23 protein-coding genes and 1 tRNA gene are annotated in these 24,885 nt (G+C 56.1%); 8 read left to right on the plus strand and 16 right to left on the minus strand.

The window, feature by feature from the left end; all coding sequences use genetic code 11:
* The first annotated feature begins 10 nt into the window (after positions 1-10).
* Both VRB54_RS14250 and VRB54_RS14255 read left to right on the plus strand, forming a co-directional pair.
* Complete coding sequence (locus VRB54_RS14250; RefSeq protein ID WP_338477718.1) at positions 11-1,183, plus strand: DUF3800 domain-containing protein; 1,173 nt, start codon at positions 11-13, stop codon at positions 1,181-1,183.
* Positions 1,176-1,718, plus strand: coding sequence for a hypothetical protein (locus VRB54_RS14255; RefSeq protein WP_338477719.1), 543 nt, complete (start codon positions 1,176-1,178; stop codon positions 1,716-1,718). Before VRB54_RS14250 ends, VRB54_RS14255 begins: the two co-directional genes overlap by 8 nt.
* Before the next feature lie 434 nt (positions 1,719-2,152).
* Here the strand turns inward: VRB54_RS14255 and VRB54_RS14260 are convergent, their stop codons facing one another.
* The 4 genes from VRB54_RS14260 to VRB54_RS14275 all read right to left on the minus strand — a co-directional run bounded on the left by VRB54_RS14260 (position 2,153) and on the right by VRB54_RS14275 (position 5,376).
* A complete protein-coding gene (locus VRB54_RS14260) occupies positions 2,153-3,376 on the minus strand; it encodes a hypothetical protein (protein ID WP_338477720.1) in 1,224 nt (407 codons plus the stop codon).
* A gap of 560 nt (positions 3,377-3,936) precedes the next feature.
* Entirely contained in the window at positions 3,937-4,320 is a 384-nt protein-coding gene (locus VRB54_RS14265) for a hypothetical protein (RefSeq protein WP_330214744.1), read from the minus strand.
* A gap of 91 nt (positions 4,321-4,411) precedes the next feature.
* Positions 4,412-4,855, minus strand: a complete 444-nt coding sequence (locus VRB54_RS14270) for a hypothetical protein (RefSeq protein ID WP_099489887.1) — start codon at positions 4,853-4,855, stop codon at positions 4,412-4,414.
* A gap of 47 nt (positions 4,856-4,902) precedes the next feature.
* Complete coding sequence (locus tag VRB54_RS14275) at positions 4,903-5,376, minus strand: DUF6957 family protein (protein ID WP_330214745.1); 474 nt, start codon at positions 5,374-5,376, stop codon at positions 4,903-4,905.
* Between the two features lie 93 nt (positions 5,377-5,469).
* Here VRB54_RS14275 and VRB54_RS14280 point away from each other — a divergent pair, with 93 nt between their 5' ends.
* A complete protein-coding gene (locus VRB54_RS14280) occupies positions 5,470-5,934 on the plus strand; it encodes a helix-turn-helix transcriptional regulator (protein ID WP_338477722.1) in 465 nt (154 codons plus the stop codon).
* Between the two features lie 136 nt (positions 5,935-6,070).
* Here the strand turns inward: VRB54_RS14280 and VRB54_RS14285 are convergent, their stop codons facing one another.
* From VRB54_RS14285 to VRB54_RS14300, 4 genes are all read right to left on the minus strand, one after another.
* A complete protein-coding gene (locus VRB54_RS14285; protein ID WP_338477723.1) occupies positions 6,071-6,724 on the minus strand; it encodes a hypothetical protein in 654 nt (217 codons plus the stop codon).
* 4 nt (positions 6,725-6,728) lie between these two features.
* On the minus strand, positions 6,729-10,136 hold the full coding sequence (locus tag VRB54_RS14290; protein WP_338477724.1) for a hypothetical protein: 3,408 nt from the start codon (positions 10,134-10,136) through the stop codon (positions 6,729-6,731).
* Entirely contained in the window at positions 10,133-11,551 is a 1,419-nt protein-coding gene (locus tag VRB54_RS14295; protein WP_099489884.1) for a tyrosine-type recombinase/integrase, read from the minus strand. Before VRB54_RS14295 ends, VRB54_RS14290 begins: the two co-directional genes overlap by 4 nt.
* 901 nt (positions 11,552-12,452) lie before the next feature.
* Positions 12,453-12,540 (minus strand) — tRNA-Ser (locus tag VRB54_RS14300).
* 285 nt (positions 12,541-12,825) lie between these two features.
* Between VRB54_RS14300 and VRB54_RS14305 the strand changes: the two genes are divergently transcribed.
* Complete coding sequence (locus VRB54_RS14305) at positions 12,826-13,497, plus strand: Bax inhibitor-1/YccA family protein (protein ID WP_010209655.1); 672 nt, start codon at positions 12,826-12,828, stop codon at positions 13,495-13,497.
* Positions 13,498-13,561: 64 nt separating this feature from the next.
* On the opposite strand, the gene murB is transcribed toward VRB54_RS14305, so the two are convergent.
* The 8 genes from murB to VRB54_RS14345 form a co-directional block, all read right to left on the minus strand.
* Positions 13,562-14,581, minus strand: a complete 1,020-nt coding sequence (gene murB, locus VRB54_RS14310; RefSeq protein WP_338477726.1) for a UDP-N-acetylmuramate dehydrogenase — start codon at positions 14,579-14,581, stop codon at positions 13,562-13,564.
* Positions 14,578-15,042: a low molecular weight protein-tyrosine-phosphatase gene (locus tag VRB54_RS14315; RefSeq protein WP_209982771.1), complete on the minus strand. Its 465-nt coding sequence runs from the start codon at positions 15,040-15,042 to the stop codon at positions 14,578-14,580. The genes murB and VRB54_RS14315 overlap by 4 nt, the downstream gene beginning before the upstream one ends.
* On the minus strand, positions 15,042-15,806 hold the full coding sequence (gene kdsB / locus VRB54_RS14320; RefSeq protein WP_338477727.1) for a 3-deoxy-manno-octulosonate cytidylyltransferase: 765 nt from the start codon (positions 15,804-15,806) through the stop codon (positions 15,042-15,044). Before kdsB ends, VRB54_RS14315 begins: the two co-directional genes overlap by 1 nt.
* Complete coding sequence (locus VRB54_RS14325; RefSeq protein ID WP_003174668.1) at positions 15,803-15,988, minus strand: Trm112 family protein; 186 nt, start codon at positions 15,986-15,988, stop codon at positions 15,803-15,805. Before VRB54_RS14325 ends, kdsB begins: the two co-directional genes overlap by 4 nt.
* 24 nt (positions 15,989-16,012) lie before the next feature.
* On the minus strand, positions 16,013-17,023 hold the full coding sequence (gene lpxK, locus VRB54_RS14330; RefSeq protein WP_338477728.1) for a tetraacyldisaccharide 4'-kinase: 1,011 nt from the start codon (positions 17,021-17,023) through the stop codon (positions 16,013-16,015).
* Positions 17,023-17,451 (minus strand): ExbD/TolR family protein, encoded by a 429-nt coding sequence (locus tag VRB54_RS14335; protein ID WP_209982774.1) that lies wholly within the window; start codon positions 17,449-17,451, stop codon positions 17,023-17,025. Before VRB54_RS14335 ends, lpxK begins: the two co-directional genes overlap by 1 nt.
* A complete protein-coding gene (locus tag VRB54_RS14340; protein ID WP_015372391.1) occupies positions 17,448-18,083 on the minus strand; it encodes a MotA/TolQ/ExbB proton channel family protein in 636 nt (211 codons plus the stop codon). The genes VRB54_RS14335 and VRB54_RS14340 overlap by 4 nt, the downstream gene beginning before the upstream one ends.
* 94 nt (positions 18,084-18,177) lie before the next feature.
* The gene (locus tag VRB54_RS14345; protein ID WP_338477729.1) at positions 18,178-20,403 is read right to left on the minus strand and encodes a DNA internalization-related competence protein ComEC/Rec2; all 2,226 of its coding nucleotides are present in this window, start codon (positions 20,401-20,403) and stop codon (positions 18,178-18,180) included.
* Between the two features lie 135 nt (positions 20,404-20,538).
* On the opposite strand from VRB54_RS14345, the gene VRB54_RS14350 reads away from it, so the two are divergent.
* The 4 genes from VRB54_RS14350 to VRB54_RS14365 all read left to right on the plus strand — a co-directional run bounded on the left by VRB54_RS14350 (position 20,539) and on the right by VRB54_RS14365 (position 24,863).
* A complete protein-coding gene (locus VRB54_RS14350; RefSeq protein ID WP_209982778.1) occupies positions 20,539-21,054 on the plus strand; it encodes a DUF2062 domain-containing protein in 516 nt (171 codons plus the stop codon).
* Positions 21,055-21,189: 135 nt separating this feature from the next.
* Positions 21,190-23,943 carry a response regulator gene (locus tag VRB54_RS14355; RefSeq protein WP_338477730.1) on the plus strand — a complete coding sequence of 918 codons (2,754 nt, stop codon included), beginning with the start codon at positions 21,190-21,192 and terminating at the stop codon, positions 23,941-23,943.
* Positions 23,944-24,024: 81 nt separating this feature from the next.
* Positions 24,025-24,465 carry a hypothetical protein gene (locus VRB54_RS14360; protein WP_338477731.1) on the plus strand — a complete coding sequence of 147 codons (441 nt, stop codon included), beginning with the start codon at positions 24,025-24,027 and terminating at the stop codon, positions 24,463-24,465.
* A complete protein-coding gene (locus VRB54_RS14365) occupies positions 24,462-24,863 on the plus strand; it encodes an META domain-containing protein (RefSeq protein ID WP_057007490.1) in 402 nt (133 codons plus the stop codon). Before VRB54_RS14360 ends, VRB54_RS14365 begins: the two co-directional genes overlap by 4 nt.
* Positions 24,864-24,885: the final 22 nt, after the last annotated feature.

Raw genomic sequence — 24,885 nt, forward strand, 5'->3', positions numbered from 1 at the left:
GAGCAAGCTCATGGACAGAACATATGCCTTCGTGGATGAGTCCGGGAACTCCGACCTTGATACGTCAAAGGGAGGAAGCTCGGGCTTCTTCATCGTGTGCTCCATTCTGGTGGCAGAGAAAGACCTGGAGGCTGCTTATGCCCAAGCTGAAGCACTCCGCATGCGTCATTTTCAAACGGGCGAGATCAAATCCAGCAATCTGAAGCCCAAGGATTCAGATCGCCGTGCTCGGATCCTAAATGAGCTCGCCGAGCTGCCATTCAAGCTCTATTTCACCGTCGTTGATAAGTCCCGAATTCACGAAGACGGCGGTCTCCGTATCAAGACCTCGTTCATAAAATACGTGAACGGGTTGCTCTATGAACGTTTGTTCCGCGCATACCCTGACCTCCAGATGATCGTAGACGAGCATGGTGGCCAGGAATTTCAGGAGAGCCTCAAAAGCTACGTTGCAGAACGATTCGTGGACGACCTATTTGGCGATAAGGATGCCTTCCGGACGATGGCCAGTAAGGACAACGTTTTGGTTCAGGTTGCAGATTTTTTTGCTGGCTCAGTCGCTCAGATCTACGAAGAGAAAGCATCGGAAGAAGCAGTTCTTGCCTACAAAAAGATCCTACGCAGCCTGACTCTTGGAATGCTTGAGTGGCCACCCAAGTACCAGTCTCTTCTGCCACCGCCGAAGGATGAGTCTGGGTATGCAGACTACCAGGTACACCAAGAAGCTCTCCGCCAGGCTGATCGTTTTAGCGAGCGGGCTGGCGAACACCCTGATGAAGGTGAGCGCCTGCAATTGAGTATCCTGCGGTTCTTAAGATTTCAAAGCGAATTCGTCACCAAGGATTACGTGCTGACTACGGAGATCATGGCCCATCTAAAAGACAGCGGACTGGGAGAGGTCAACGGCCAGAGAATTCGTTCCAGTGGCATTGCCAAGCTTCGGGATGCGGACGTCATCATCACAAGCGCGGCCAAAGGCTACAAGATCCCTCAAACACGGGCAGACATTAACGAATTTCTTGAAAGAGCGTCAGGCATTGTTGTTCCTCTACTGGAACGGGTGAAAAAGGCTCGAGAGGTATATCGGCTGAGTAGTCGAGGAGAATATGACATCGTGACTGCAGCCAACCTGACTGAGCTAGCCAAGCTGCTCGCTGCGCTCGAGGCATTTGCAGATGACTGAACTCAGTAATGACCAGGAACCTCACCAGGCTGCATTGATCCAGGATGAAATCCTAGAGATTTTGAAAGAGGCCAAGGTGCTCGCGCGTAGATTCTATCGCCTGACCGGCAAGCCGCTGGGCGTGACCGGCGAGGTCGCAGAGTACGAAGCTGCTGCTAGGCTCGGCCTGTTACTACATCCTGCAAGGCAGGCAGGTTACGACGCTACAGAGGCGCTGGAAGATGGTGTCGCGAGAATCCAGATCAAGGGTCGCTATATCCTGAACCGGCAAAAGATTACGGGACGTATGGGTGCAATCGATCTACGACAACCCTTCGATACTGTGCTCTTGGTGCTGCTTGATTCTGAGTTCAACGCATTTGCAATGTACGAAGCGAGTCGCGGCAAGGTAGAGGCAGCACTGACCCTGCCTGGCTCGAAAGCCAGAAATGAACGGGGAGCGCTGGCGATTAGGCAATTCATGTTGATAGCTACTTTACGCTGGTCTCGCCATGAGGCCAGCGGTGTTGGCGCTGACGCTGAATTGACCCATTGACCGATGCGGTACTGACCCAACACCAACCGACAGAATCCAGCGCTGGTAACACTCCCCCAAGCGAGGAGCCCGGGCCAGTGTAGTTTCGGTAACTGGGTCAATCCTGCTCTGGCGATAACAGCCAAGGCGTCAGGTGATCCAAGCGAGATGAAGAATGCCAAGGATCGCGTTCAGGCTGCCAAAGTGAGTCTAGGGGAGCGTGGGCTAGTTTGGTAGGGCGACGGTGCACCAGATTCGAATCGGCACCCAGTGGAAAACACTCTGTATGCTGACTGGTTTCGAACCACCGGGAGAGGTCAATAAGACTTATATGCTGCTCATAATTGTTTGAGCCTCAATCAGAGCTCTGAGCAAAACGCGCTGGCATACAAACGATGCCAGCGCTAGCCGGGTAACGCATCTGACACGCATGGAATCGGCTACGCCGTTCTGGATCAGCTCACCAAACGGTTCAGGTGTTCTATGAACGATTCGTCATCAGACAGTTGGGATGAGCTCAACGCTCCGAGTAGTTCTTGGGATCGAACCTTGAAGAACATTTGAGCAGTTTCATCCCAATCTTTTCCATTGGTCATACCGAAAATATCAATGAACGTGAGACGGGTGGAAAAGATGTAAATTGGGGCGCCGTTGTACGCTTGAGTATCCACATGCCATGCCCACTTACCATCAGTGCCGGAGGGAATGGAAAGCTCTAGTTGACTGATCAGGGCTTCATCAGGGCCGACGAAGTCGATACTGTCCCCCCAAACACCGAAGCCTATGCTCAGCTCAGGCAAACCTTCCGAAGCCGGTGAGATGTCGTAACAAGTTTTAGAGAGAACCCCAGCCCAGACTAGGAGTGACGAAGCGCTGGCCTTTTGTCCCTCGTAGCTAAGGGCTGCTCCGAAAAACGTAGGTGGGGTCAGTTCACCTAGATGAGCATGCTGTAAAGGGAAGCCATCAGTCGTGCTGTTGATTGCCACCAAGCTTTGGGATAATTCACGTTTTGCAATGCTTCCAAGCTGCGTCATCCCCTGATGGAGTCGCTCATAGGCTGGAAGCACAACGATGTCGCTTAGTTCGAAATGAGTACCGGCCATCCCAATTTCCTCCATGTGTTGTGTAACTTTCAGTCCAATATAATTAAAAGCACTACCAGGGGTCCCTTTGCGATAGCAGCGGCGCATCACGTTGAATACACGGCTCCAATAGCTAACAGGCCCGAACCAGCAGGCGGGTGGATCAGTGGTATAGGTGATGAAAGCGACCCCGCCGTATCGCTCCGGCCTGCTATCTCGATACGCTTGATAGAGTGGGAGCTGATGTTTTACTTCTCCTGTCTCCTCACTCTCGTAAGAAGTGAACCCAGCTGAGACCTTGTTCTCGATGATCAGGAAGAAATTCTTCCCAGAGCCTACAAGGTCTGGACGCTTACCGGTCGCGTCTCCGTAACCTGGCCCAATAATGTGCTGCGTGTCCCAGCGAACAGTTGCCAAGGTAGAGCTATCACCGATTGAATCTTCGCAGTATCCAAAAATGCCTTCTAGCACCTCTCCGAGCATTCCGGCCTCAGTAGCAAGCCGCAGCCATTCGGCCAAGAGCTCCGTTAGATAATCTTCGCAGGCATTCCTAAATTCAGACTGACGATAGCGGTATAACCGAGAGAAAAATGTCATTTGGTACCTATCCCTGAGACTCCCAAAACACTGCAGCCTTTGTCGGTTGATGTTGGCCAGAACTTTAGGAAAAGGAGTAAGTACCACAGTCCTCAGCAAGCGGAGTGCGCCGGCCCGAAGGGCCATAGTCGTGAGGTTGGAAGCCCATACATTCGCTCATGGCTATCTCCTCACCGGTTTGATGATTCTGGGAAAGCATTCGAAGTCGGTGAAACGAACAAGCAATCTCAGAGATCGTCTTTTTCCTTTCGGATTTCAAACTCCCCAAACGCCTAAATAGATATTCTTACAGGTCATTTTGGTGATGAGGCCCTGTTCCAAAAATATTCGTGGGATGTCACTCATCAGACTGGCTATTTCCCAGGGCTCCGTCACGGGCGGTGTAATTTCTTCCACAAAGTCGTCGAGATCAAACTATCGCATAACTTTAAAAGGGCCCGCCCTGTCGTACCCTTCGAAGATACCTGATGCGATGCAAATGACTTCGCCTTCTCTAACGATCATGACAAAACCTCTAGGTTTTTCAGGAGGCTTCGCTCACGGCAAAAACAAGCAGACCGTTACTGAAGTACCGGTGGTACGGAATGGTGCTGTCCTCGTGAAAGGCGCAAATATTCACGCAGGCTCGTGCGCCCGTTGTCACGTTGGAAGGTTGCGAGCACGTACCGGCTATTTTCCGTAGTCATCACCCAAAACCTCCCCTCACGTTCGACCTTCAGCACGTCAGAAGTCCTGATCAGGTGGCCATCGCCAAACCGACCGTACTGGTCTTTACGCTTGTGGCCAAAAACAACACCGATGCCTGCGCGCGCCCTGATGGATACGCCGCAAAGGTAAGCAGTTACCGGTATGTCGAAGCCCTGTTCTTGGGCTTTTATGATTCGCAAAAGGTCGAAGTCTGTATGGCGTTTAGCATGGAAATTTACATCAATGGTGTCGAGCATCTTTGCGCTCCAATGGGGAGTCCGTATGGCGTCATCAGGAATTTCACACGCAACCAGAGGCGCTGGTATCGTGGGGAATTCTTGATAAATTTCAGGCTGATCGAATCATGGTTTCAAGAAAAATTGGCCGGCAGTTCTGTAGTAACTGAACTTGAAAACCTGGGCGGTGTGAGTTGTGGTAAATAGCTCCACTGTCCACCTCCATCAGACTGACTTCAAAGTCGTTATCATCACCGACAGTCACCTTAACGACACGATCCATGCGCCAGCCATCGCAGTTATTCATCCAAGGCGGGGTAACCACTTGCACGTCGACTATCACTTCCCCCGCATTTTGCTGCACAAGCATTTGCTGCAGTCTGTGCTCACCTTCGATCATTCGCGTGAACTCAGTGCTTCGACCCTGCTCGCTGATTCGAACGGTCAAGTGATACCAGTGCGATCTGAGCACCCGTGACACGCCCTGCCAGTGCATCAAGCCTTCGCCAAACAATCCCGGAACGCCAATAGCGTCTGAGTCTTCAGTTCTGAACATCAGGTGCCTCAGTTTTCTGCGGACGCAAAGCAGCCCGGTTGGTTAATTCAAAATAGAGAGAAGATCTCTTTGATGGTTGCTGATTTGCGATGACCCGGCCCGAGCAGCACATAGACGCTATTCCGAGTTTCGAACAGAAAGCCGTCGTTGAACGCAGTGCCCATACTCGACCTGACCCAGTGGCCAGGTTCAAAACGTCTCTGCTCGTCATCCACGACCTTGTGGGCAAACATAAACATTGGTTGGCAGCCTGCGGCGGATACTTTGGCTCGCTCTTCGTCGGTGACGATGGCATCTAGGACAATCCACTCCTCGACGGCGCATAGGGGCATCCATTTGTAGCGCTTTCTGGCTACATTAAGGGCCTCGTCTATAGCGAGTCTGCAGCCTTCCAATTCAGTCCCAGCATCCCCCAACAGCCCATCGTCGATAAGACTGCCCATCCACTCCTCCCTAAATTTGCATGAATTGACGACGCCCACCAACAGCAGCAGAGATTGATTGCGGCGCAATACTCGCATGTCATCTCGACCTAAGCGCCAATCATATCAATATATAGATTTGTGTGACGCTAGGCAAACACGGCATACCGTCTACTTTTGCGGGTATGGAAAATGTCGCTGCGTAAATCCTTCGCAGCAGCGCTCAAGCTGCTTCGCACACAACGTGGTTTTTCTCAGGTTGAGATCTCCAAAACCGTTGTGCAATCCCACGTCAGTCAGCTCGAGAGTGCATTGACCACTGCTACAGTCGACGTGAGCTACGAGCTCGCCTGCGCCCTAAGTATTCAACCACTGACGTTGTTCACGCTGACACTCGCTGGACACAAGCAACAGACGGGACGCCAAATTCTTCTAGACTGCTTGGCTGAGCTCGAAAACTTAGATGTAGCGGATACGCTCCTACCAGATGAACCACCCGCAAAAATGACGCCAGCGATGGTAGAAGCTAGAAAGAAGTGGGTCGCAGTACAGGAAATGAAAGCTCAAGGTTTAACCCAAGCAGAGGTGCGCAAGCGACTAGCCCTACCTGAGCCGACAGTACGTAGGCTCTGGCATCGAGAATCGGCGGGCGACTAAGAGGACGGCAGACGATTGCAACCTTGGATTAGATAGCTATCCATCAACCAGAAAAAGTGCTTTGAGTTGAGATGTGCTAAATCGTAAAAGATTTATTTTAAATACGGATCTACTCCATATTTTCCTGAGGTGAGTTTTATATATCCAGTTTCTGACGCAAGCCCTCAAGCCGCAATAGGTCATCGTACGTAGCAATCAAGTCCATCGGCCCATGCAAGCCAGCAACCGTGAAATCTTTATCTTCCTCACCTGGCATTTTGGTGACAAACATCCCGCCTGCGCCACTTAATACGTCATCAAGCATACCAATAACGAACTTAAGATCGCCTGATAAGCAAGCATTATCTTTTAGCAATTTCTCGCCATCTAGACTCGATACAGAGTCGCCTGAATCAAGATTTCGGATCGTCAGTTTAAGCTGTTCAATGTGGCCCGCCAGACTAGCATTTCGTATTTTTAGCGCTTCGAAGTCTGAGGAGCTTATCGAGACTGGAACGCAAGATTCCACGTTCTGACCTAGATGCTGCTCAAGGATTTGCCGGTACTTATCATTTCTCAACAGTGTGATGTGACTGATAGGTTTAAAGACTTTAGCTTGCATCTCACTTGGCAAACCTAAATAGTTCCTTAACTCAATTTCGGCGACGATTCTGGCAACTGCTTTAGCCAAATTAGTTATATTTTCATAGTTAGCAGATGACAAAACATCCAAGGCACTTTGGATACGTGCAATCCGAGCAGCCCTAGCCTCCTCCCTGTGTTCTTCAAATGTATCAACGCGCGATGCCAAGAGATTACCCCTCCGGTAGAATGACCCCAATTTTAGCAGACATGGATTGCACAGGCTTAGCTTCCAAGGACGGATTAGCAGCAGCGTGTCCAATTTTAACCACATCCCTCACATTCAGCACTCCGGCGGTAAGCATGCTCGCAATCTGGGAGGATAGCTGATGGCTCGGAGGCCTGGGGTCGACACGCAACAGTTCTTCAAACCTACCTTGCCGCACAAGCATCATGCTACGCATGTAAGCAAATTTTTGATCAAGACGCGCACTGTTAACATCAGGAAAGTTTTGAACGTCGATAAGACGCTTCAGCAGGTGCTCACCTTCTGAAAGGTGAATTTTCTTATAATGAGCGGTCAACCCTTTCTTATCCGTGAGAAATAGGCTTTTGACATCCCCATCAGTAGCCATTTTGTAGAGCTGTTGTTCAATTGCTTCAAGAGCACAAGCCTCCCTAGCATGGCGGTCGTATTCACTATTGAGCGTCTCCTCCACCTGGTGATTCCGAGAGGACGGTTTCAGAGCCTGGTACTCCCTCAGTTTGTCCAAGACACCCCGCATCATTTCTTTAGACTTATCTTTTTCCGCACACACGGCTGGCAGATGATCAACGCCTCGAATTGCGTAGGGGCAAAGTGCGCAAGGTCTACCCACGCCGAGTTGATCCACAACCTCTTTCGGACAATGGTTGTTAAAAGGACAGATATGACAGTTGTTATATGCCAGTGTCGTGTAACGTTTGGCGCGCAAAACCTCCAGGCCGTTTTGCTCTTCCTTAACACCAGTCAAGCTCATCAGACCATGAGTCTCAATAGCCTTAATTGGGTCTTGATGTATGCTGTCCTTCAACCTTGCATTCAGCTTGAGAACCGCCTGCGCAAGTTCTGGCGCTTCACCGCCTTGAAGCTTGTCCATATTCTTGGTCATATAGTCAGCGAGTAGTTTCTGGTGGTCGGGCATATTTTCATCATCGAAAATGGTGTAATACCATACAAGCTCTTCCGTCTGTCCCGTCATAAATTGACCAATGATAGAAGGTGGCAGGAAGCGCATCGCCTCAGTCACAAATCCAGCACGCAAACCGTGAGGGGTATGCGGACTGCTGAGTGAGCTCACTGAAACCTTACTCAGAGACAAATCGTCGTATCCTGCGATAGGCGTTTTCTCATTCGGTGCGGTCTTAATGAGAACCAAATCCTCACCAGAGTCATCTTCCATAATGATCTTGATGAAATACTGAAGAATCATCAAAAAAATAGGAAAATGCCGGTTATTTTTCCAGTTACTGTCTGTGGTACCTGAATTACGAAAAAGAGGTTTGTATTGACCAAATTTCGAACCCTCTGTCATACCATACCAGAGATCTTCCTTGTAAGACTCGGAACTGCACGAGTCATACCATTTCTTTTGTCGATCCATGATATGGATAACATGCCTGGACACAATGGCAGTCCATTCACCATGAGACTTATCTGAACTTACGAAAAGCGGCGCTAAAGGACTCTTCCAGTAGCGATCCAGAACACAATCATATTTATCCTTGTTAAGCCACGCGAGGTGGTGCTGACGAAGCCCCGTCTCGCACATAAGCTGTGTCAATCGTACCTCGTTGGGAGAGACGAGTTGCAACACACGCCCTCCAATTTCGAAGTCAACAATTTTATAAAAGCGGGGTAAGAAATCAAACCTATATATCTGTTTCTCATGATAAAAAATAGGCGTGTAATTCAACAGGGATTGGTTGACCTGCTCCATGCCCTGAACCTCCCGCGAAATCAACCCCGCCCATGCATGGGAGTGCAGAAGGTCAGCCATAGACGGCTGAAGTAGCTTTCCATCCATTACGCCGTAATTGATGTCCATTTCCTTCCGACCTGCGACGAATGGCATCAAATTGATATGCTCGGCCAGGTACTCAAGGCTATAGAGCATGCTGAGAAATGTGGCGAAATAAGGGCGTGGGATAGGGCGCTTTACTGTTCCCGACTTCTTTTCAATCGACGGAAAGCAAGAACTTGTGAAAGTACACTTAGATTCGTTAGCGTCAGGCAAGGCAAGACGATTATCTTCAACATACTCACAGAAGTGCTGCATAATCAACACTCGCGAATAGTGAGTTTCATTAGTCCAACCATGCGCTCTAGCGAACGCCTCCACATATGTCAAAAAAGTATGAGGCGGAGCCCGCAAATATTTGATAACGCCGTCTAAGAAAATTGATTCACGTGTAAAATACAGACTGCAAGAAAATTCATTAAGTGTCCTGGGATAGTTTTCAAGCGACCCGTCACGGCGCATGAAGAAATTCGGTAGGTAGGCTAACAAATAGCTCATAAGCATACCAAGCATGAACGTGTGGCCGTCCGACTTCTGCAACCGCTTAGACTTCAAAAAAGATCTGAAAACGGCGTCGATATGAAGCGCAAACGCCTGTACTTGCGGATGCGACCATTCAAAAAAAGGGAACCGGGCGCCCTCCTCTCCTAAACTAAAGATTTCTCTGATACGAGGTGAGGGGAAGTGGGCTTTGAACGTTTCTTTGAAGTCGAAATCACGATTTCCAGAGGCTAACTGTTGCGCGACTTCAAACGACCTCAAAACGGACTCTTCAGCTGCAGTCTTTACCTTCACCTTAGTCGAAACGCGACGTCCCAAGCGAACACGCTCCGGCTTTGCTACTAGCTTAGATATCTTGTATTGGGCAAAGATCGCTTCTACTAGCGCCTTTTTTTCTTCGCACGCGGCAGTAACACTCAGGAGGAAGTCGTTGACGTAATACCTACGAAGCGGCAAGACGCCAACACCGTTCGCACTATCAAATAACTTCTGACAGTCCTCCGACTGGATATCATCCACACCATAAAAGTTTGTACTCAGCAGCAACCTCAGCCAAAAATTAACTCGACTACTTCCGTCATTGAATTCGCCTCTTTTGAAGATACTCGCGATCTTTGACTCAGGATGCAGGCCCCGAATCAAGGTGAGCGACTCAACATCAAGCTTCTCACAGAGCATATCAAAACACTCAACCTGATGATTGATTGTCTGAATTGACAACGGTGCAATCAGCACTCTCCGCCCCCAAAGGGCAATGAACACCATACGAAAAAATTGGCTCAGTGCCGTGCCGTAGGAGGGTGGTGTATTTGCGAGCGTGCGGTCGACATAGCTAAGCGTGACTTCACTATCACGAAATGTCACTTGCAAAAGAGCATCGAGTTCTGGTCTTCCCCACCTACTGATATCGACGCCACAATTCAAAACCGCCTCAACCTTATAAGCTAAGGAAGTGGTGCTGCTTACACCATGAACTTTCCTGTAAATTTGGCGTACAAGCGAGACGGCCTGTCGAAACTCGCCATTCAGTTGCTCGTCGGAAACCAACCAAATAGCGCTGTTCTTATTCAAATTAATCATGCCGCCTCCCCTACAGAGATCAAAAGCTTCAACTGCTCAATTTCACTCTCCAGATGTTTGATCTGCACTTGAGTTACGCTGAAATTAGATGCAGACATTCGAAGCATGTTAATCGCGGCAAATGTCGCCTCGAGCATTTTTGCATCCTTGCGCGCGTAACGTTCCGTAGATTTGATTGACTTATGCCCCATCAACGTCTGCACCACCTTGAGCTCCAACCCGAACTTGTTTTTACCCGCTGGATTAGGACAATGATTAACAAGATAATAGGCGTACATATGACGCAATGAATGGAAGCCATAGCTAGTGCCCGTCAAGTTGGCTGCGGCCCTACTAAATCGCTCCCAAACTGCTTGGTAGGATAGAGGCATAGCATTGCCATTTTTGAGGTTACGAAAAAGAAAACGATGCAGAACTGGACGGCGCCGTTCTTTTTCCTTTGCACGCTGCTCTTCGTTGTAGAGACCAAGGTTGTACCAAAACATCGAGGCAAATGGCTCAATAAGGAAAGTACCGGGCTTGTCCCTTCCTTTATGATTAAGCTTATTCAGATCTGCTTCAGACATGTAATCAATCAGCACATCCCGACGCGTATCAGGATCAACGATATATATCTTGTTCAGATTCGGATGCTCAGTGTCGACCTCAATATCATCAAGCAGTACCGTCAGGGCTTCTGAAATCCTACAACCAGATGCAGCGATGAGCGACCACAGCACCTTGTCTCTCAGACAAAGTGCGCTGTCGATCAGAGATTTGCACTTATCAATAGGAAATGCTATCTCATCGCCCCCAAACTCATCTGTGCGCGCCAAAGTTGATGCCTTTGATTTGGGTGCAAGATTTTGCATCTTGATTCGCTTCACACCGCCTGCAAGGCAACCCGCTAACCAACTATTAGCTTTAATAGATGCACTGACAGCCTTAGGGGCATCAATGTGTTTAGAGATAGTAAGAGGCATCATCGAGATCGCCGCTTCAGATACATAACCACTGCGCTGCATTTGAAGCAAGCCGTCTCGCATAGCCTCACTAGCAGCGATGAAACGGTTTACTGCAACAAGATGCACACCGACAGATGCCCCCGAAATTTTCGGGGAGCTCAGCGCCTTTGCAGCATCACGAGCAATCGGTGCATCACTACCTTCTCCGAAGACCAGATAACTTTCATAGCTATCCAAAGCATCATTGAGAAGAGTCGGGGTAAGGCCGTGGTTATAGATGCTAACTTGGTGCATGAAGTTAAGAAGGCTTTGAACCGCATAGCAGTACGCCTTAACGGTTTTGAATTTCTTCAATTTGGCTAACTGATAAGCCCAGCTATCAAAAAATTCAGACATCGCCTGATCCGGACAGAGGAGCCGGAAAGTAGGGATACCGTTACGGGTGGTTTCATACAGTTCTACGTGTTTCATAACCTGACATGCGCCCTCATATAATTCTTCAGAGCATGACTGGCTCCAAATTTCGGGCGCATCCTTCCACATCAAAATGATGAACGCAATAAGATGCAATAAATTAGTTGCATCTTACAGTATGCTCGCAGCATACCGTTTTTTAAACGCTCAATGAGGGCTGCTATGATGGTGTGACACCGCCCCCAATAGAGGGCTAGTCATATCGTCGCGATTAACAGCGACGGACGAAACAGGTGGCTCTGCGTCCAAGCGAATGCTTTGTCAGCTCGGGCTCTCCTATGACGCACATCCCATCTCGTTTACCGCTGCTAAGTGAACGGAAGCTTTTTAAGACCAGAAATGGATTCAAGCTGGCGCCACATCGGCGACTTTTCGATACCAAAAATCCAGCAACATCGTGCGGGGAGGATCAGCCAGGAATCGGAGGAAATCGGTCTCTGAACGAAGACTCTGCACGAGAAGTAATGTTGCCGAAGGAGGAAGCCAATCAGTTCGCCAATCTGAAAATGCCCCTACCGAGCATCTTACGCCGCAGCTTTTTCATTTCTGCTAGTCATCAACGGGGCATCACAATGTGCACATGCCCTCTCCTTTGGCCACCATCAGACTCTGGGCTCTAGCTCATATTAGGATTGAGGCAAATCGCCCGACTAGCGAACCACGTTCATTTATTGGACGTGCGTCTAGGGGAAGAACAGAGAGAAGTGAAAGGTAGCCACTCACCAACCCAAAGCGTCAACTCAAAGGATTGGCAACGCGCAACTGGAATTGTTGCAGTCTTAGAGAGCACCTCATTTTATCCAGAGAGCGGCACGCCCTACTCCATCTCTCGTCCGAAAAAAACACAAAAAAAGGGCCTAGATTTTCATCTAAGCCCTTGATTTTGTTGAGTTCGCGGCGGGAAACCAGGGATTCGAACCCTGGGAACGCTATTAACGTTCGCCGGTTTTCAAGACCGGTGCATTCAACCACTCTGCCAATTTCCCGTTTATTCCGATGACGCGATGAAGCGGTACAGCAAGGTGCAACTGGAGATAGCCTTAGATAAGAACCCTGGGAACGCTATTAACGTTCGCCGGTTTTCAAGACCGGTGCATTCAACCACTCTGCCAATTTCCCTTGTGCATCACGGGATTATAGTAGCCCTTCCCGTCTCAGCGGGCGCCATAATACCCGAATGAAACACACTGTCAAACTCTCGCCATCGCTTGTTACAGAGCGTCTGTTATGATCTTTGCGACTGAACGTTTCAAAACCACAGGAGTGTCGCCATGCGCGAACAGAATTACGCAGTGAATGGCAACGCCCAGGCTGAGCAGCTTGAAGTCAGCCGCGTGTTGCGCAACACCTACGGCTTGCTTGCCCTGACCCTCGCCTTCAGCGGTGTGATGGCGTTCGTGGCTCAGCAGATGCGTGTTGGCTACCCGAATATCTTTGTTGTGCTGATCGGCTTCTATGGTCTGTTCTTCCTGACCAACAAGCTGCGTGACTCGGCCTGGGGCCTGGTGTCGGCGTTTGCCCTGACCGGTTTCATGGGCTTTATCCTTGGCCCGATCCTCAACCGTTACCTGGGTATGGCCGGCGGCGCGGAAGTGGTCAGTTCGGCGTTTGCCATGACGGCGCTGGTGTTTGGTGGCTTGTCCGCCTATGTGCTGATCACCCGCAAGGACATGAGCTTCCTCGGCGGCTTCATCACCGCAGGCTTCTTCGTGTTGCTGGCGGCGGTGGTTGCGGGCATGTTCTTCCAGATCAGCGGCCTGCAACTGGCGATCAGCGCAGGTTTCGTGCTGTTCTCGTCGGTGTGCATCCTGTTCCAGACCAGCGCGATCATCCACGGCGGTGAGCGCAACTACATCATGGCGACCATCAGCCTGTATGTGTCGATCTACAACCTGTTTATCAGCCTGTTGCAGATCTTCGGCATCATGAGCCGCGACGACTGACTCATTGCCGCAATAAAAAATGCCCCGTATCGAAAGATACGGGGCATTTTTGTTGACGCGGGACTCAATACTGGTTGGGTTCCATCTCCAACTCAACCTTGAAACGCTGAGCGATGTCCTGCTGGATACGCCGCGCGAGGTTGGCAATGTCCTGCCCGGTGGCGCTGCCGTAGTTGACCAGCACCAACGCCTGCATGTTATGCACGCCGGCATCGCCGTCTCGAAACCCCTTCCAGCCGGCCTTGTCGATCAGCCAGCCAGCGGCGAGTTTCATCTGCCCGTCGGCCTGGGGATAGGCGACTAGGTCCGGGTACTGGCTTTTCAGCTCGGCTGCGAGTGCCTGGGAGACCAGCGGGTTTTTGAAGAAGCTGCCAGCATTGCCCAGCTCTGCCGGGTCCGGCAGCTTCTCGCGACGAATGCTGCAGATCGCACGGCTGACGTCACTCGGCGTGGCATCGGTGATGCCCTGCGCCGCCAGACGCTGCTGCACCGGGCCATAGTCGAGTTTCAAGTGGCGGATGCGGCTCAGGGCAAAGCGCACGCGCAGGATCAGCCAGCGTCCGGTGCGCCGCTTGAACAGGCTGTCACGGTAGCCGAACTGGCACTCTTCCAGGCTGAAATCGCGCAGCTCGCCGGTCTGGCGATCCAGGGCGGTGAGACCGGCGAATACATCCTTGATTTCCACCCCATAGGCACCAATGTTCTGCATCGGCGCTGCGCCGACAGTGCCGGGGATGAGGCTGAGGTTTTCCAGCCCGCAGAAACCATGTTCCAGGGTCCACAACACAAACGGATGCCAGGGTTCACCCGCTTCGGCCTCGATCACCACGCGGCTGCCATCGTCCTGCAATACCCGAACGCCCCGGGTTGCCATGCGCAATACCAAAGCGCAAATGTCCTGGGTCAGCAGCAGATTGCTACCGCCACCGATCACCAGCAACGGCAGCGCCTGCGCAGCGGCGTAAGCCAGGGCTTCACGCACATCGGCGTCGCCATGGGCTTCGGCGAACAGCTGGGCACGCACATCGATGCCGAAACTGTTGAAGGGCTTGAGCGAGACCTGCGCCTGCACCTGCAAGGTCATAACCGCCCCTTCAATTCGATCACCAATAAATCACAGGCGCGCTCGATCAGGTCCAGCACCCTGTCGAAGCCTTGCTCGCCTTCGTAGTAAGGGTCTGGCACTTCGTCCACGTCGGCATCGAAGCGACGCAGGAACAGATCCAGCTCCGCCTTGCCCTGCCCCGACTGCATCAGCTTGAGGTGACGCAGGTTACTGTGGTCCATCGCAAGGATCAGGTCGTAGCGCGAAAAATCGGCGCGGCTGACCTGCTGGGCACGCTGGGACGACAGGTCATAACCGCGCATCAGCGCCGCACGCTGGCTGCGCTGGTCAGGCGGGTTGCCGACATGCCATTCACCGGTGCCGGCGGACGCCACGTCGACCTGACCCGCCAGCCCCGCTTCGCGCAATTTATGGCGCAGTACGCCTTCTGCCGTGGGCGAGCGACAGATGTTGCCCAGGCAGACAAACAGAACCTCCATCAGGCCCCCAGCAGGCGACGAACGCGCTCGAGGTCTTCCTGGGTGTCGACACCGGCCGGCGGCGCTTCGAGTGCATCGCCGACATGGATGCGCACGCCATGCCACAGGGCCCGCAGTTGCTCCAGGGATTCGGTGTTTTCCAGCCAGCACGGGCCCCAACTGACGAAGTCGTGCAGGAAGCCGGCGCGGTAGGCGTAAATGCCGATGTGACGGCGGTAAGGCACGCCTTCGGGCAACAGGTCGGGGTGTTTGGCAAAGGCATCACGCGCCCAGGGCAAGGTCGAACGACTGAACGTAAGTGCCAGGCCGTTGATGTCGCTGACCACCTTGACCACGTTCGGGTTGAACAGGGTTTCCACATCTTCGATCGGTTCGGCCAGGGTGGCCATGCGCGCTTCGCCATGGGCGGCCAGGTTGGCGGCGACCTGATCGATCACGCTCGGCGGAATCAACGGCTCGTCACCTTGCACGTTGACCACGATGGCATCATGCGCCAGGCCCAATTGGGTGGCCACTTCGGCCAGGCGGTCGGTGCCGGAATTATGGTCTTCACGGGTCAGCACCGCCTCGGCGCCAAACCCTTGGCAGGCGGCGATGATGCGCGGGTCATCGGTGGCCACCACCACCCGCTCGGCGCTGCTTTTACAGGCCTGTTCCCACACCAGCTGAATCATCGGCTTGCTGCCGATCATTTGCAGCGGTTTGCCCGGCAGGCGGGTCGACGCATAGCGCGAGGGAATGACAACGGTAAAGGCGGTGGTCATTTATCCAGACGCTCATCGGTGGTGAGGGTGCGCGCTTCGCTTTCCAGCATCACCGGGATACCGTCGCGGATCGGGTAAGCCAGGCCCGCGCCTTTGCTGATCAACTCGGTTTTGTCGGCACTGAGCTTGAGCGGGCCTTTGCAGATCGGGCAAGCAAGGATATCGAGCAGTTTGGTGTCCATGAAGGTTTCCTGGAAAGAAGCGTATTAGGGCAAGGGACGTGCGGGCAGCAGGCGCGTCAGCTGCGTGTCGAACCAGGCGACAAACGCTGGCGACGGCAGCGCATCCACCGCAAGGTACCACCAGTCGGGCTGTGCGAAGGCGCGGCACTTCACCGCGTCCTTCTCGGTCATCACCAGCGGCAATGACGGGGTAAAACTCAAGACCTCGGCGCTGTACTGCGCATGGTCGGCAAATACATGGGGTATGGGCTGCCAGTGTAGCGTTTCAAGGGTAGTGAAGAAACGCTGCGGGTTACCGATGCCAGCGACCGCGTGCATGGCCTGGCCCGCCGGAAAATAATCGACCGGCCGGTGTTCTCCGCTGTGCAGGTTGATCAGGGCGGTGGGCTGCAGGCGAAAGGCAAAACCGTCTTCACGGTCGGCCCCTGAGCCGTTATATAACAGCGCATCGACGCTTTGCAGGCGCTCCACCGGCTCGCGCAGCGGCCCGGCAGGCAGGCAGCGGCGATTGCCCAAGCCACGGGCGGCATCGATCAGGACCAGTTCAAGATCACGGGCCAGGCGATAATGCTGCAGGCCGTCGTCAGACAGAATCAGGTCCAGCGATTCGCTTTCCAGCAAGGCTCTTACCGCACGACTGCGGTCGGGGTCGATCATCAGCGGCACGCCGCTGCGCTGCACGATCAGCAACGGCTCGTCGCCGGCCACGGTGGCACTGTGGTCGGCCTCGACGCGCCAGGGCAGTTGCGGCGGTTTGGCGCCGTAGCCACGGCTGACCACGCCCACCCGCAGACCGGCGCGGCGGCAGTGTTCGATCAACCACAGAATCAACGGCGTCTTGCCGGTGCCGCCCACGGTGATATTGCCCACCACTACGACTGGCACAGGCGCCTTATAGATGTCGCCCTCGCCGGCCACGAAGCGCGCGCGCTTGCGCTGCACCACCCGACGATACAGACACTCCAGCGGTGTCAGCAGCGCAAGGGCCGGATGGCCTGCGTACCAGGCCTTGAGCAGACGGTCGGACATTGCCATCAGGGTTGGCCCGCCGCCTCGACGGTGCTCATGCGCAAGTGGCTGAAGCCCAGCTTGCCGGCGGCGTCCATCGCAGTGATCACGGCCTGGTGCTGGGTCTTGCCATCGGCACTGATGGACAACGGCATTTTGGTATCGCCGCCGGATTCCTTCTGCAGCGCGTCCATCAAGCTATTGAGGTCGTTTTTCTCCAGCAACTGGTTGTTCACAGTGAACACGCCATCAGCGCTGATGGCGATGTCCAGTTGCTTGACCTCCTGGTCCTCGGCCGGCGAGCCGCTCACCGCCTCCGGCAAATCAACCCGCAGCGCGGTCTGCCGAGTGAAGGTGGTGGTCACGACAAAAAACAGCAGCAGGATAAACACCACGTCGATCAGCGACGCGAGGTTGATATCGACATTTTCCCGTCGCTTGCGGCGAAATTTCACACCTTGTCCTCAACCAGGTCCACGTCACGGTCGCCCTGCACCACTTCCACCAGCTTGATGGCTTCCTGCTCCATGCCGACCACCAGCTCATCGATGCGCCGTTGCAGGAAACGGTGGAAGAACACCGATGGAATACCTACCATCAGGCCCGCTGCGGTGGTGATCAAGGCTTTGGAAATACCGCCGGCCAGCACCGCCGCGTTGGTGGTCATGCCCGAGCCCATGAACGAACTGAAGATATCGATCATGCCCAGCACGGTGCCGAGCAAGCCGAGCAACGGCGCCATCGCGGCGATGGTACCGAGCGCATTGATGTAGCGCTCCAGCTCATGAATGACGCGGGCAGCGGCCTCTTCGATGCACTCCTTCATGATCTCGCGACCATGCTTGGAGTTGGCCAGGCCCGCCGCGAGGATTTCCCCCAGGGGTGAATTGGCGCGCAGCTCCTTGAGTTTCTGTTTGTCGAGCTGCTTGTTCTTGATCCAGCCCCATACCTGCCCCAGTAGATGCTCGGGGGTCACGCGACTGGCACGCAGGGTCCACAGGCGTTCGGCAACGATGCCCAGCGCTGCGATGGAACTCAAGATGATCGGCAACATCATCCAACCACCGGATTTGACCAATTCCCACACAGTGAATGTCCCCTCGAAAAAGTGCGCCACTTTACCATATAGGTTCGGTCGCGGGGCCCGCCCGTCGCAGGCCGTGAGCGCGCTGGATAGCGAATCAGCGTAACGGTTCACGCCAGAAGCGGCGTTGCGCGCGTGCAACTGTGGCTGGCTGGAAAGCCCCCAACTGCAGGCGCACCGCACCCTGCTCGGCGCTGTCATACACCCGGCTGCCCACTGCGCGGTAACGCTCCAGCACCTGGGCGTGAGGATGGCCGAATGCATTGCCGCGCCCCCGCGAGATCAGCACCGACGTTGGCGCCAACTGCTGCACAAAAGGCCGGGACGACGAACTGCGGCTGCCATGGTGAGGGGCTTGCAGCCAGTCGGTGCGCAGCGCCAGCGGCGAGTCGAGCAACGCGCGCTCGGCGGCACGATCGATATCGCCGGTGAGCAGCAACCGTTCGCCATTGGCCTGCACCTGCAACACGCAGGATTTCGGGTTACCGTCGACGGCCCCGGGCCATTGCCACAGCTCGAATGACACACCGTCCCACTGCCAGCGTTCGCCGCTGATACAAGGTTGAGTGCCGAGAAACTCGGGCAGGCCGTCAGTTTCACCGCCCACCACACGCCTCACCGGCAGCCCGCGCGCCACTGCGGCCGCCCCGCCGGCATGATCGGCATCGGCGTGGCTGATCAGCATCAAATCCAGCGACGCGATGCCAAGTTTTTTCAGCGATGGCAACACCACCCGCGCGCCCAGGTCTGCGGCCCGCGAACGCGGGCCGGCATCGTAGAGCACGGTGTGATAGCGGGTGCGCAGGATGATCGCCTGCCCCTGGCCGACGTCCAGTTGCACCACGTCCACCCGCCCATGGGGCACCAGCTCACGCGGTGGAAACACCGCCAGCAACAGCATCGGCCAACCCAACAGCCGAAAAGGCACGCCGCCCGGCAGCAGCACGATCAACGCGCCGACCAGACTCACCAGCCAAAACCCCAGAGGCACTTCGGCCGGTATCCAAGCAGACAGGTGCGCCGCCAGCAGCGCAAGGCCCTGGAACAACAGGTCCAGCGCGCCGCCCGCCAACCACAGCAGGCCCTCCCCTACAAGCGGCACCGTCAGCAGGGCAGTCCCCAGCAATGCCAGCGGCAACACCACCAGGCTGATCCAGGGCACAGCGACCAGATTGGCAAGGGGAGCACTCAGGCTGATCGGCAAATCAAGCATCAACAACAGGGGAAAAAGACCGATGGCGATCAACCACTGCGCACGCGTCCAGCCCTGCCACAGGCGCCACGGGCCCAAGCGCCCGCCGAAGGCCAGTATCAACACCGCAACCGCACCGAACGATAACCAGAATCCGGGCTGCAGACTCGCCAGCGGTTCCAGCACCAGTACACCGTTGAGTGCCAGCAGCAACGGCCACCAGGCACCCAGGTGGCGAAAACGCAACCGCCACAGCAGCACCAACCCCACCATGACGCAGGCCCGCTGCACCGGCACGCCGAACCCCGCCAGCAAGCCGTAACCCAGCGCTGCAACAAACGCCAGGCCGCAGGCCCAGGGCAACCACGGCCAGGTGGCGGGCCAGCAACCATAACGCGCCAGCAACGCGATCAGCCCGTAGATCAGCCCCGCCAGCAGGCCAATGTGCTGGCCGGAGATCACCAGCAGGTGCACGGTGCCGGTGTCCTGCAGCACTTGCCAGTCTTCGTCCGCCAGCCCGGAGCCGTCGCCCAGCACCAGCGCGGCGAGCCCCGCTTCGCGGCCCTGGGCATCCACCGTCATCAGGCGTTGGCGCAGAGTATCGCGCCAGGCGTTGCGGGCCAGCGTCAGACGCTCGCCGTCCTTTACCGTACCGGTCGCGCCGATGCGCCGCGCCAACAGCCAGGCTTCGTGATCGAACCCATGAAAGTTGAGCAGGCCGGACGGTCGCTTCAGGGTCACGGCCAACCGCCAGCGCTCGCCACTGCGCACCGTCGGCCCGCCGTGCCAGGACACCCGGATGCGCCTGGGCAAGCGGGCGTGGCGTGACCGGCTGTCGGCCAGTTCGAAGCGCACGCCAGTGGATGTCTGCTGCGGTAACCCGACCACCCGTCCCTCCAGCCAACGCGTCTGGCCGTCCAGTGCGGGGGTCAATCGGTCATTCAGCGCCCACTGCGCACTGATGCACGCCCAGCTCAAACCGAACAGGAAAAAGGCCAGCGCGAAGGTGCGAAACGGCAACAGCATCAAGGCCAGCACCAGCATGGCCAGCAGCCATCCCGTCGCTGGCAATGCGGGTAAGACACGCAGAGTCAGCAACCCCAGCGCCAATGCAAACATCCCTGTCTTCATGAATCACCCTTCTCAAATGACCCACTCAGTCTTAGTCGAGCATCGGGCAACGCCTATGATGTTTTGTCACAAAGTCTGAATTTTCTGTTTATAGAATGCGGGCATACTTGCCCCTCGAACTGACCTGGACCCCTTATGCCCCGGCGCTTATTCAAACGGTACATGCCCGACCCCAGCAGTATCAGGGAACACAAGTCATTACAGTTTCTTGGGACCTTGCTGCATGACCCGAACCTCTGGCACCTGAACCGGCACTCGGTGGCGCGGGCCATGGCCGTGGGTCTGTTCGCGGCCTTTATCCCGATTCCCTTGCAGATGTTATTGGCTGCGGTGCTGGCCATCGTGGTGCGCGGCAACATGCCCATCGCCGTCAGCCTGGTGTGGCTGACCAACCCGATCACCATGCCGGTGGTGTTCGTGTGCACCTACATGACCGGCGCCTGGCTGATGAACGTGCCGCCGCGCAGCCTGCCCGACCACCTCACCTGGGAATGGATCAGCGGCCAGTTGAACACGCTGTGGCAGCCGTTCCTATTGGGTTCGGTGGTGCTGGGACTGGTGCTTGGCGCGCTGGCCTACTGCCTGACCATGGGCTACTGGCGCTGGTGGGTCGCGCGCCAATGGAAACGCCGCAAACTGCGCCGCCGCTGAAACCCGACACGCGGGCTCGCGCTCAGCACCATTAATTTTCAGGATTCCAGGTCGCGCAAATGGCTACACTGCGCAGGTGGCGCGGGCCGGATGCCCGCGTGGAAGATTGATATCAGTGGTAGCAGGAGAAGTGGCGTGCTTAGAAGAATGGGAATTAAAGGCCGCGTACTGTTGCTGACCTTATTGCCGACCAGCCTGATGGCCGTGTTGCTGGGCGGTTATTTCACCTGGATGCAGCTCTCGGAACTGCAGACCCAATTGCTGCAACGCGGCGAAATGATCGCCGAACAACTGGCGCCGCTGGTGGCTCCAGCCCTGAGCAGCAAGAACGCCGACCTGCTGGAACGCATCGCCACCCAATCCCTCGAGCAAACGGACGTGCGCACCGTGTCGTTCCTCGCACCGGACCGCACGCCCCTGGCCCATGCCGGACCGAGCATGCTCAACTCGCCGCCGACCGGTAACAGCTCACACCTGCTGCAACGCACCGGCAATGACGCCACGCGCTATTTGCTGCCGGTGTTCGGCCGCCATCGCAACCTGGCTGGCGAGCTGATCCCCGATGAAGCGGACCGCCTGCTGGGCTGGGTCGAGGTGGAGCTGTCCCACAACGGCATGCTGCTGCGCGGCTACCGCAGCCTGTTCGCCAGCCTCCTGCTGATCGCCATCGGCCTGATCTTCACCGCCGCGCTGGCCCTGCGCATCAGCCGCACCATCAACGCGCCGATCGGCCAGATCAAGCAGGCCGTGGCCCAGCTCAAGGACGGTAACCTGGAAACCCGTCTGCCGCCGCTGGGCAGCCAGGAGCTGGACCAACTCGCCTCGGGCATCAACCGCATGGCCGAAACCCTGCAAAACGCCCGCGAAGAACTGCAACACAGCATCGATCAGGCCACCGAAGACGTACGCCAGAACCTGGAAACCATCGAAATCCAGAACATCGAGCTGGATCTGGCGCGCAAGGAGGCCCTGGAAGCCAGCCGCATCAAGTCGGAGTTCCTGGCCAACATGAGCCATGAGATCCGCACCCCGCTCAACGGCATCCTGGGCTTCACCCACCTGCTGCAAAAAAGCGAACTGTCGCCGCGCCAGCTGGATTACCTGGGCACCATCGAAAAATCCGCCGACAACCTGCTGGGCATCATCAACGAGATCCTTGATTTCTCGAAGATCGAGGCCGGTAAGCTGGTGCTCGACAGCGTGCCGTTCAACCTGCGCGACCTGTTGCAGGACACCCTGACCATCCTCGCCCCCGCCGCCCATGCCAAGCAGCTGGAACTGGTCAGCCTGGTGTACCGCGACACCCCGCTGGCGCTGGTCGGCGACCCGCTGCGCCTCAAGCAGATCCTGACCAACCTGATCAGCAACGCGATCAAGTTCACCCGCGAAGGCACCATCGTTGCCCGCGCAATGATCGAGGACGAACAGGAAGACAGCGTGCAACTGCGCATCAGCGTGCAGGACACCGGCATTGGCCTGTCCAGCCAAGACGTGCGTGCGCTGTTCCAGGCGTTCAGCCAGGCCGACAACTCACTGTCGCGCCAGCCCGGCGGCACCGGCCTGGGGCTGGTGATTTCCAAGCGTCTGATCGAACAGATGGGCGGCGAAATTGGCGTCGACAGCACACCGGGCGAAGGCTCGGAGTTCTGGATCAGCCTCAACCTGCCCAAGACGCGCGACGATGTCGACGACCTGCCCTCTGCGCCGCTGCTCGGCCGCCGCGTCGCCGTGCTGGAAAACCACGAACTGGCGCGCCAGGCCCTGCAACATCAGTTGGAAGACTGCGGCCTGGCGGTCACACCATTCAATACCCTGGAAAACCTGACCAACGGCATCACCAGCGCGCACCAGACCGAACAGGCCATCGACCTGGCGGTGCTTGGCGTCACCGCCAACGACATTCCGCCCGAGCGCCTCAACCAGCACCTGTGGGACCTCGAACATCTGGGTTGCAAAGTGCTGGTGCTGTGCCCGACCACCGAACAGATGCTGTTCAACCAATCGGTACCCAACCCCAACAGCCAGTTGCAGGCCAAACCGGCGTGCACGCGCAAACTGCGCCGTGCCCTGGCCGACCTGATCAGCCCGCGCCCCTCGCGCGCCGAGCCTGGCGAGCCGCTCTCCAGCCGTGCGCCGCGAGTGCTCTGCGTCGACGATAACCCGGCGAACCTGCTGCTGGTGCAGACCCTGCTCGAAGACATGGGCGCCAAGGTACAGGCAGTGGACAGCGGTTACGCGGCGATCAATGCGGTGAAGCAGGAAACCTTCGACCTGGTTTTGATGGATGTGCAGATGCCGGGCATGGATGGACGCCAGAGCACCGAAGCGATTCGCCAGTGGGAAAGCGAACGTCATGGCACGCCGCTGCCGGTGGTCGCGCTCACGGCCCACGCCATGGCCAACGAAAAACGCGCGCTGCTGCAGAGCGGCATGGACGACTACCTGACCAAGCCGATCAGCGAACGGCAACTGGCCCAGGTGGTGTTGAAATGGACCGGCCTGGCCCTGCGCAACCAGGGACCCGAGCGGGTCACTGAAAACCTCGGCCACGGCGTGCAACTGCTGGTGCTCGACCATGAAGAAGGCCTGCGTCTGGCCGCCGGCAAGACTGACCTGGCGGCCGACATGCTCGCCATGCTGCTGGCGTCGCTGGAGGCCGACCGCCTGGCCATTACCGTCGCCCGCGAAGCCAACGACAATCAGGCCCTGATCGAGCGCGTCCACCGTCTGCACGGCGCGACGCGCTACTGCGGCGTGCCGCAACTGCGCGCCGCCTGCCAGCGCGCCGAAACCCTGCTCAAGCAGGACGATGCCAAGGCCGCGGCGGCGCTGGATGAACTGGACATGGCCATCACTCGGCTGGCCAGTGAGGCGCGGGTCAGCGCCTGACTCCTGTTGATCAGCGGTCACATACCGGGCTCATGATAGGCCGGCACCCGTGATAGGATGCCGCGCCTATTTGGAGGATCCATGGCCGAACACGATTTCCGCTTCAGCTTGCTGAGCCCGCAACACACCCTGATCGAATGCCGCGCCCTGGTGCCGGGCCGTTACCAAGTGACCGGCAACGGCGGTTCGATCAAGCATGGCGACGTGCTGATCGTCACCCTGCGCGGCAGTAAAACCCTGTCGATGCGCCTGACTGTCGAAGGGGACGCACGCTACTCCATCCGCCCCGCCGGCCAGTGGGTCGCCATGGCCCACGGGCCGCAATTCGGCGAGCTGGAGATTCACACCTGGAAGGTCAATTGCGACAGCTGCGACAACGTGCTGGAGTTTGAATTTGCGGTGGAAACCAAGCTGACCAAAGCACCGCTGCAGCCAGCGGCCAACGCGCGCATAAAGGAGTTGGGCTGGGCCAGCAATGGCGACAAGCATCGCTGCCCGAAATGCCAGCAGGCCGCGCAATGAGAGGCTTGTTGCTCATCGCCCTGGCGGCCGGCCTGAGCGGTTGCGCCGGTCACGCAGTCAAGCTCAAGCAGGATCACAGCTATGTGGTGGAATGGATCGGTGAACGGCCGCTGATGGATGACGCAAACCTGACCGTCACCCTCGGCGCAGATGGTCGCGCCTACGGTAACGGTGGCTGCAACCACTGGTTTGCGCCCTACACCGTCAACGGCGACACCCTCAGCTTCGGCAAGATCGGCAGCACCCGCAAGCTCTGCGCCGAGGCCTTGATGGAGCAGGAACAGCGCTTCTTCCAGGCCCTGCAAAGCGTGCAACGCTGGGATATCTCGCCTACCGAACAGACCCGCTTCTGGCCGGCCGAAGGCAAACCGATTCGCCTGTGGCTCGAAGAAGGCTGACCGCAGAGTTGATGCAAACCCA

Origin of the sequence: Pseudomonas trivialis (assembly GCF_036864995.1) — a bacterium.
Classification (GTDB): Bacteria; Pseudomonadota; Gammaproteobacteria; order Pseudomonadales; family Pseudomonadaceae; genus Aquipseudomonas; species Aquipseudomonas trivialis.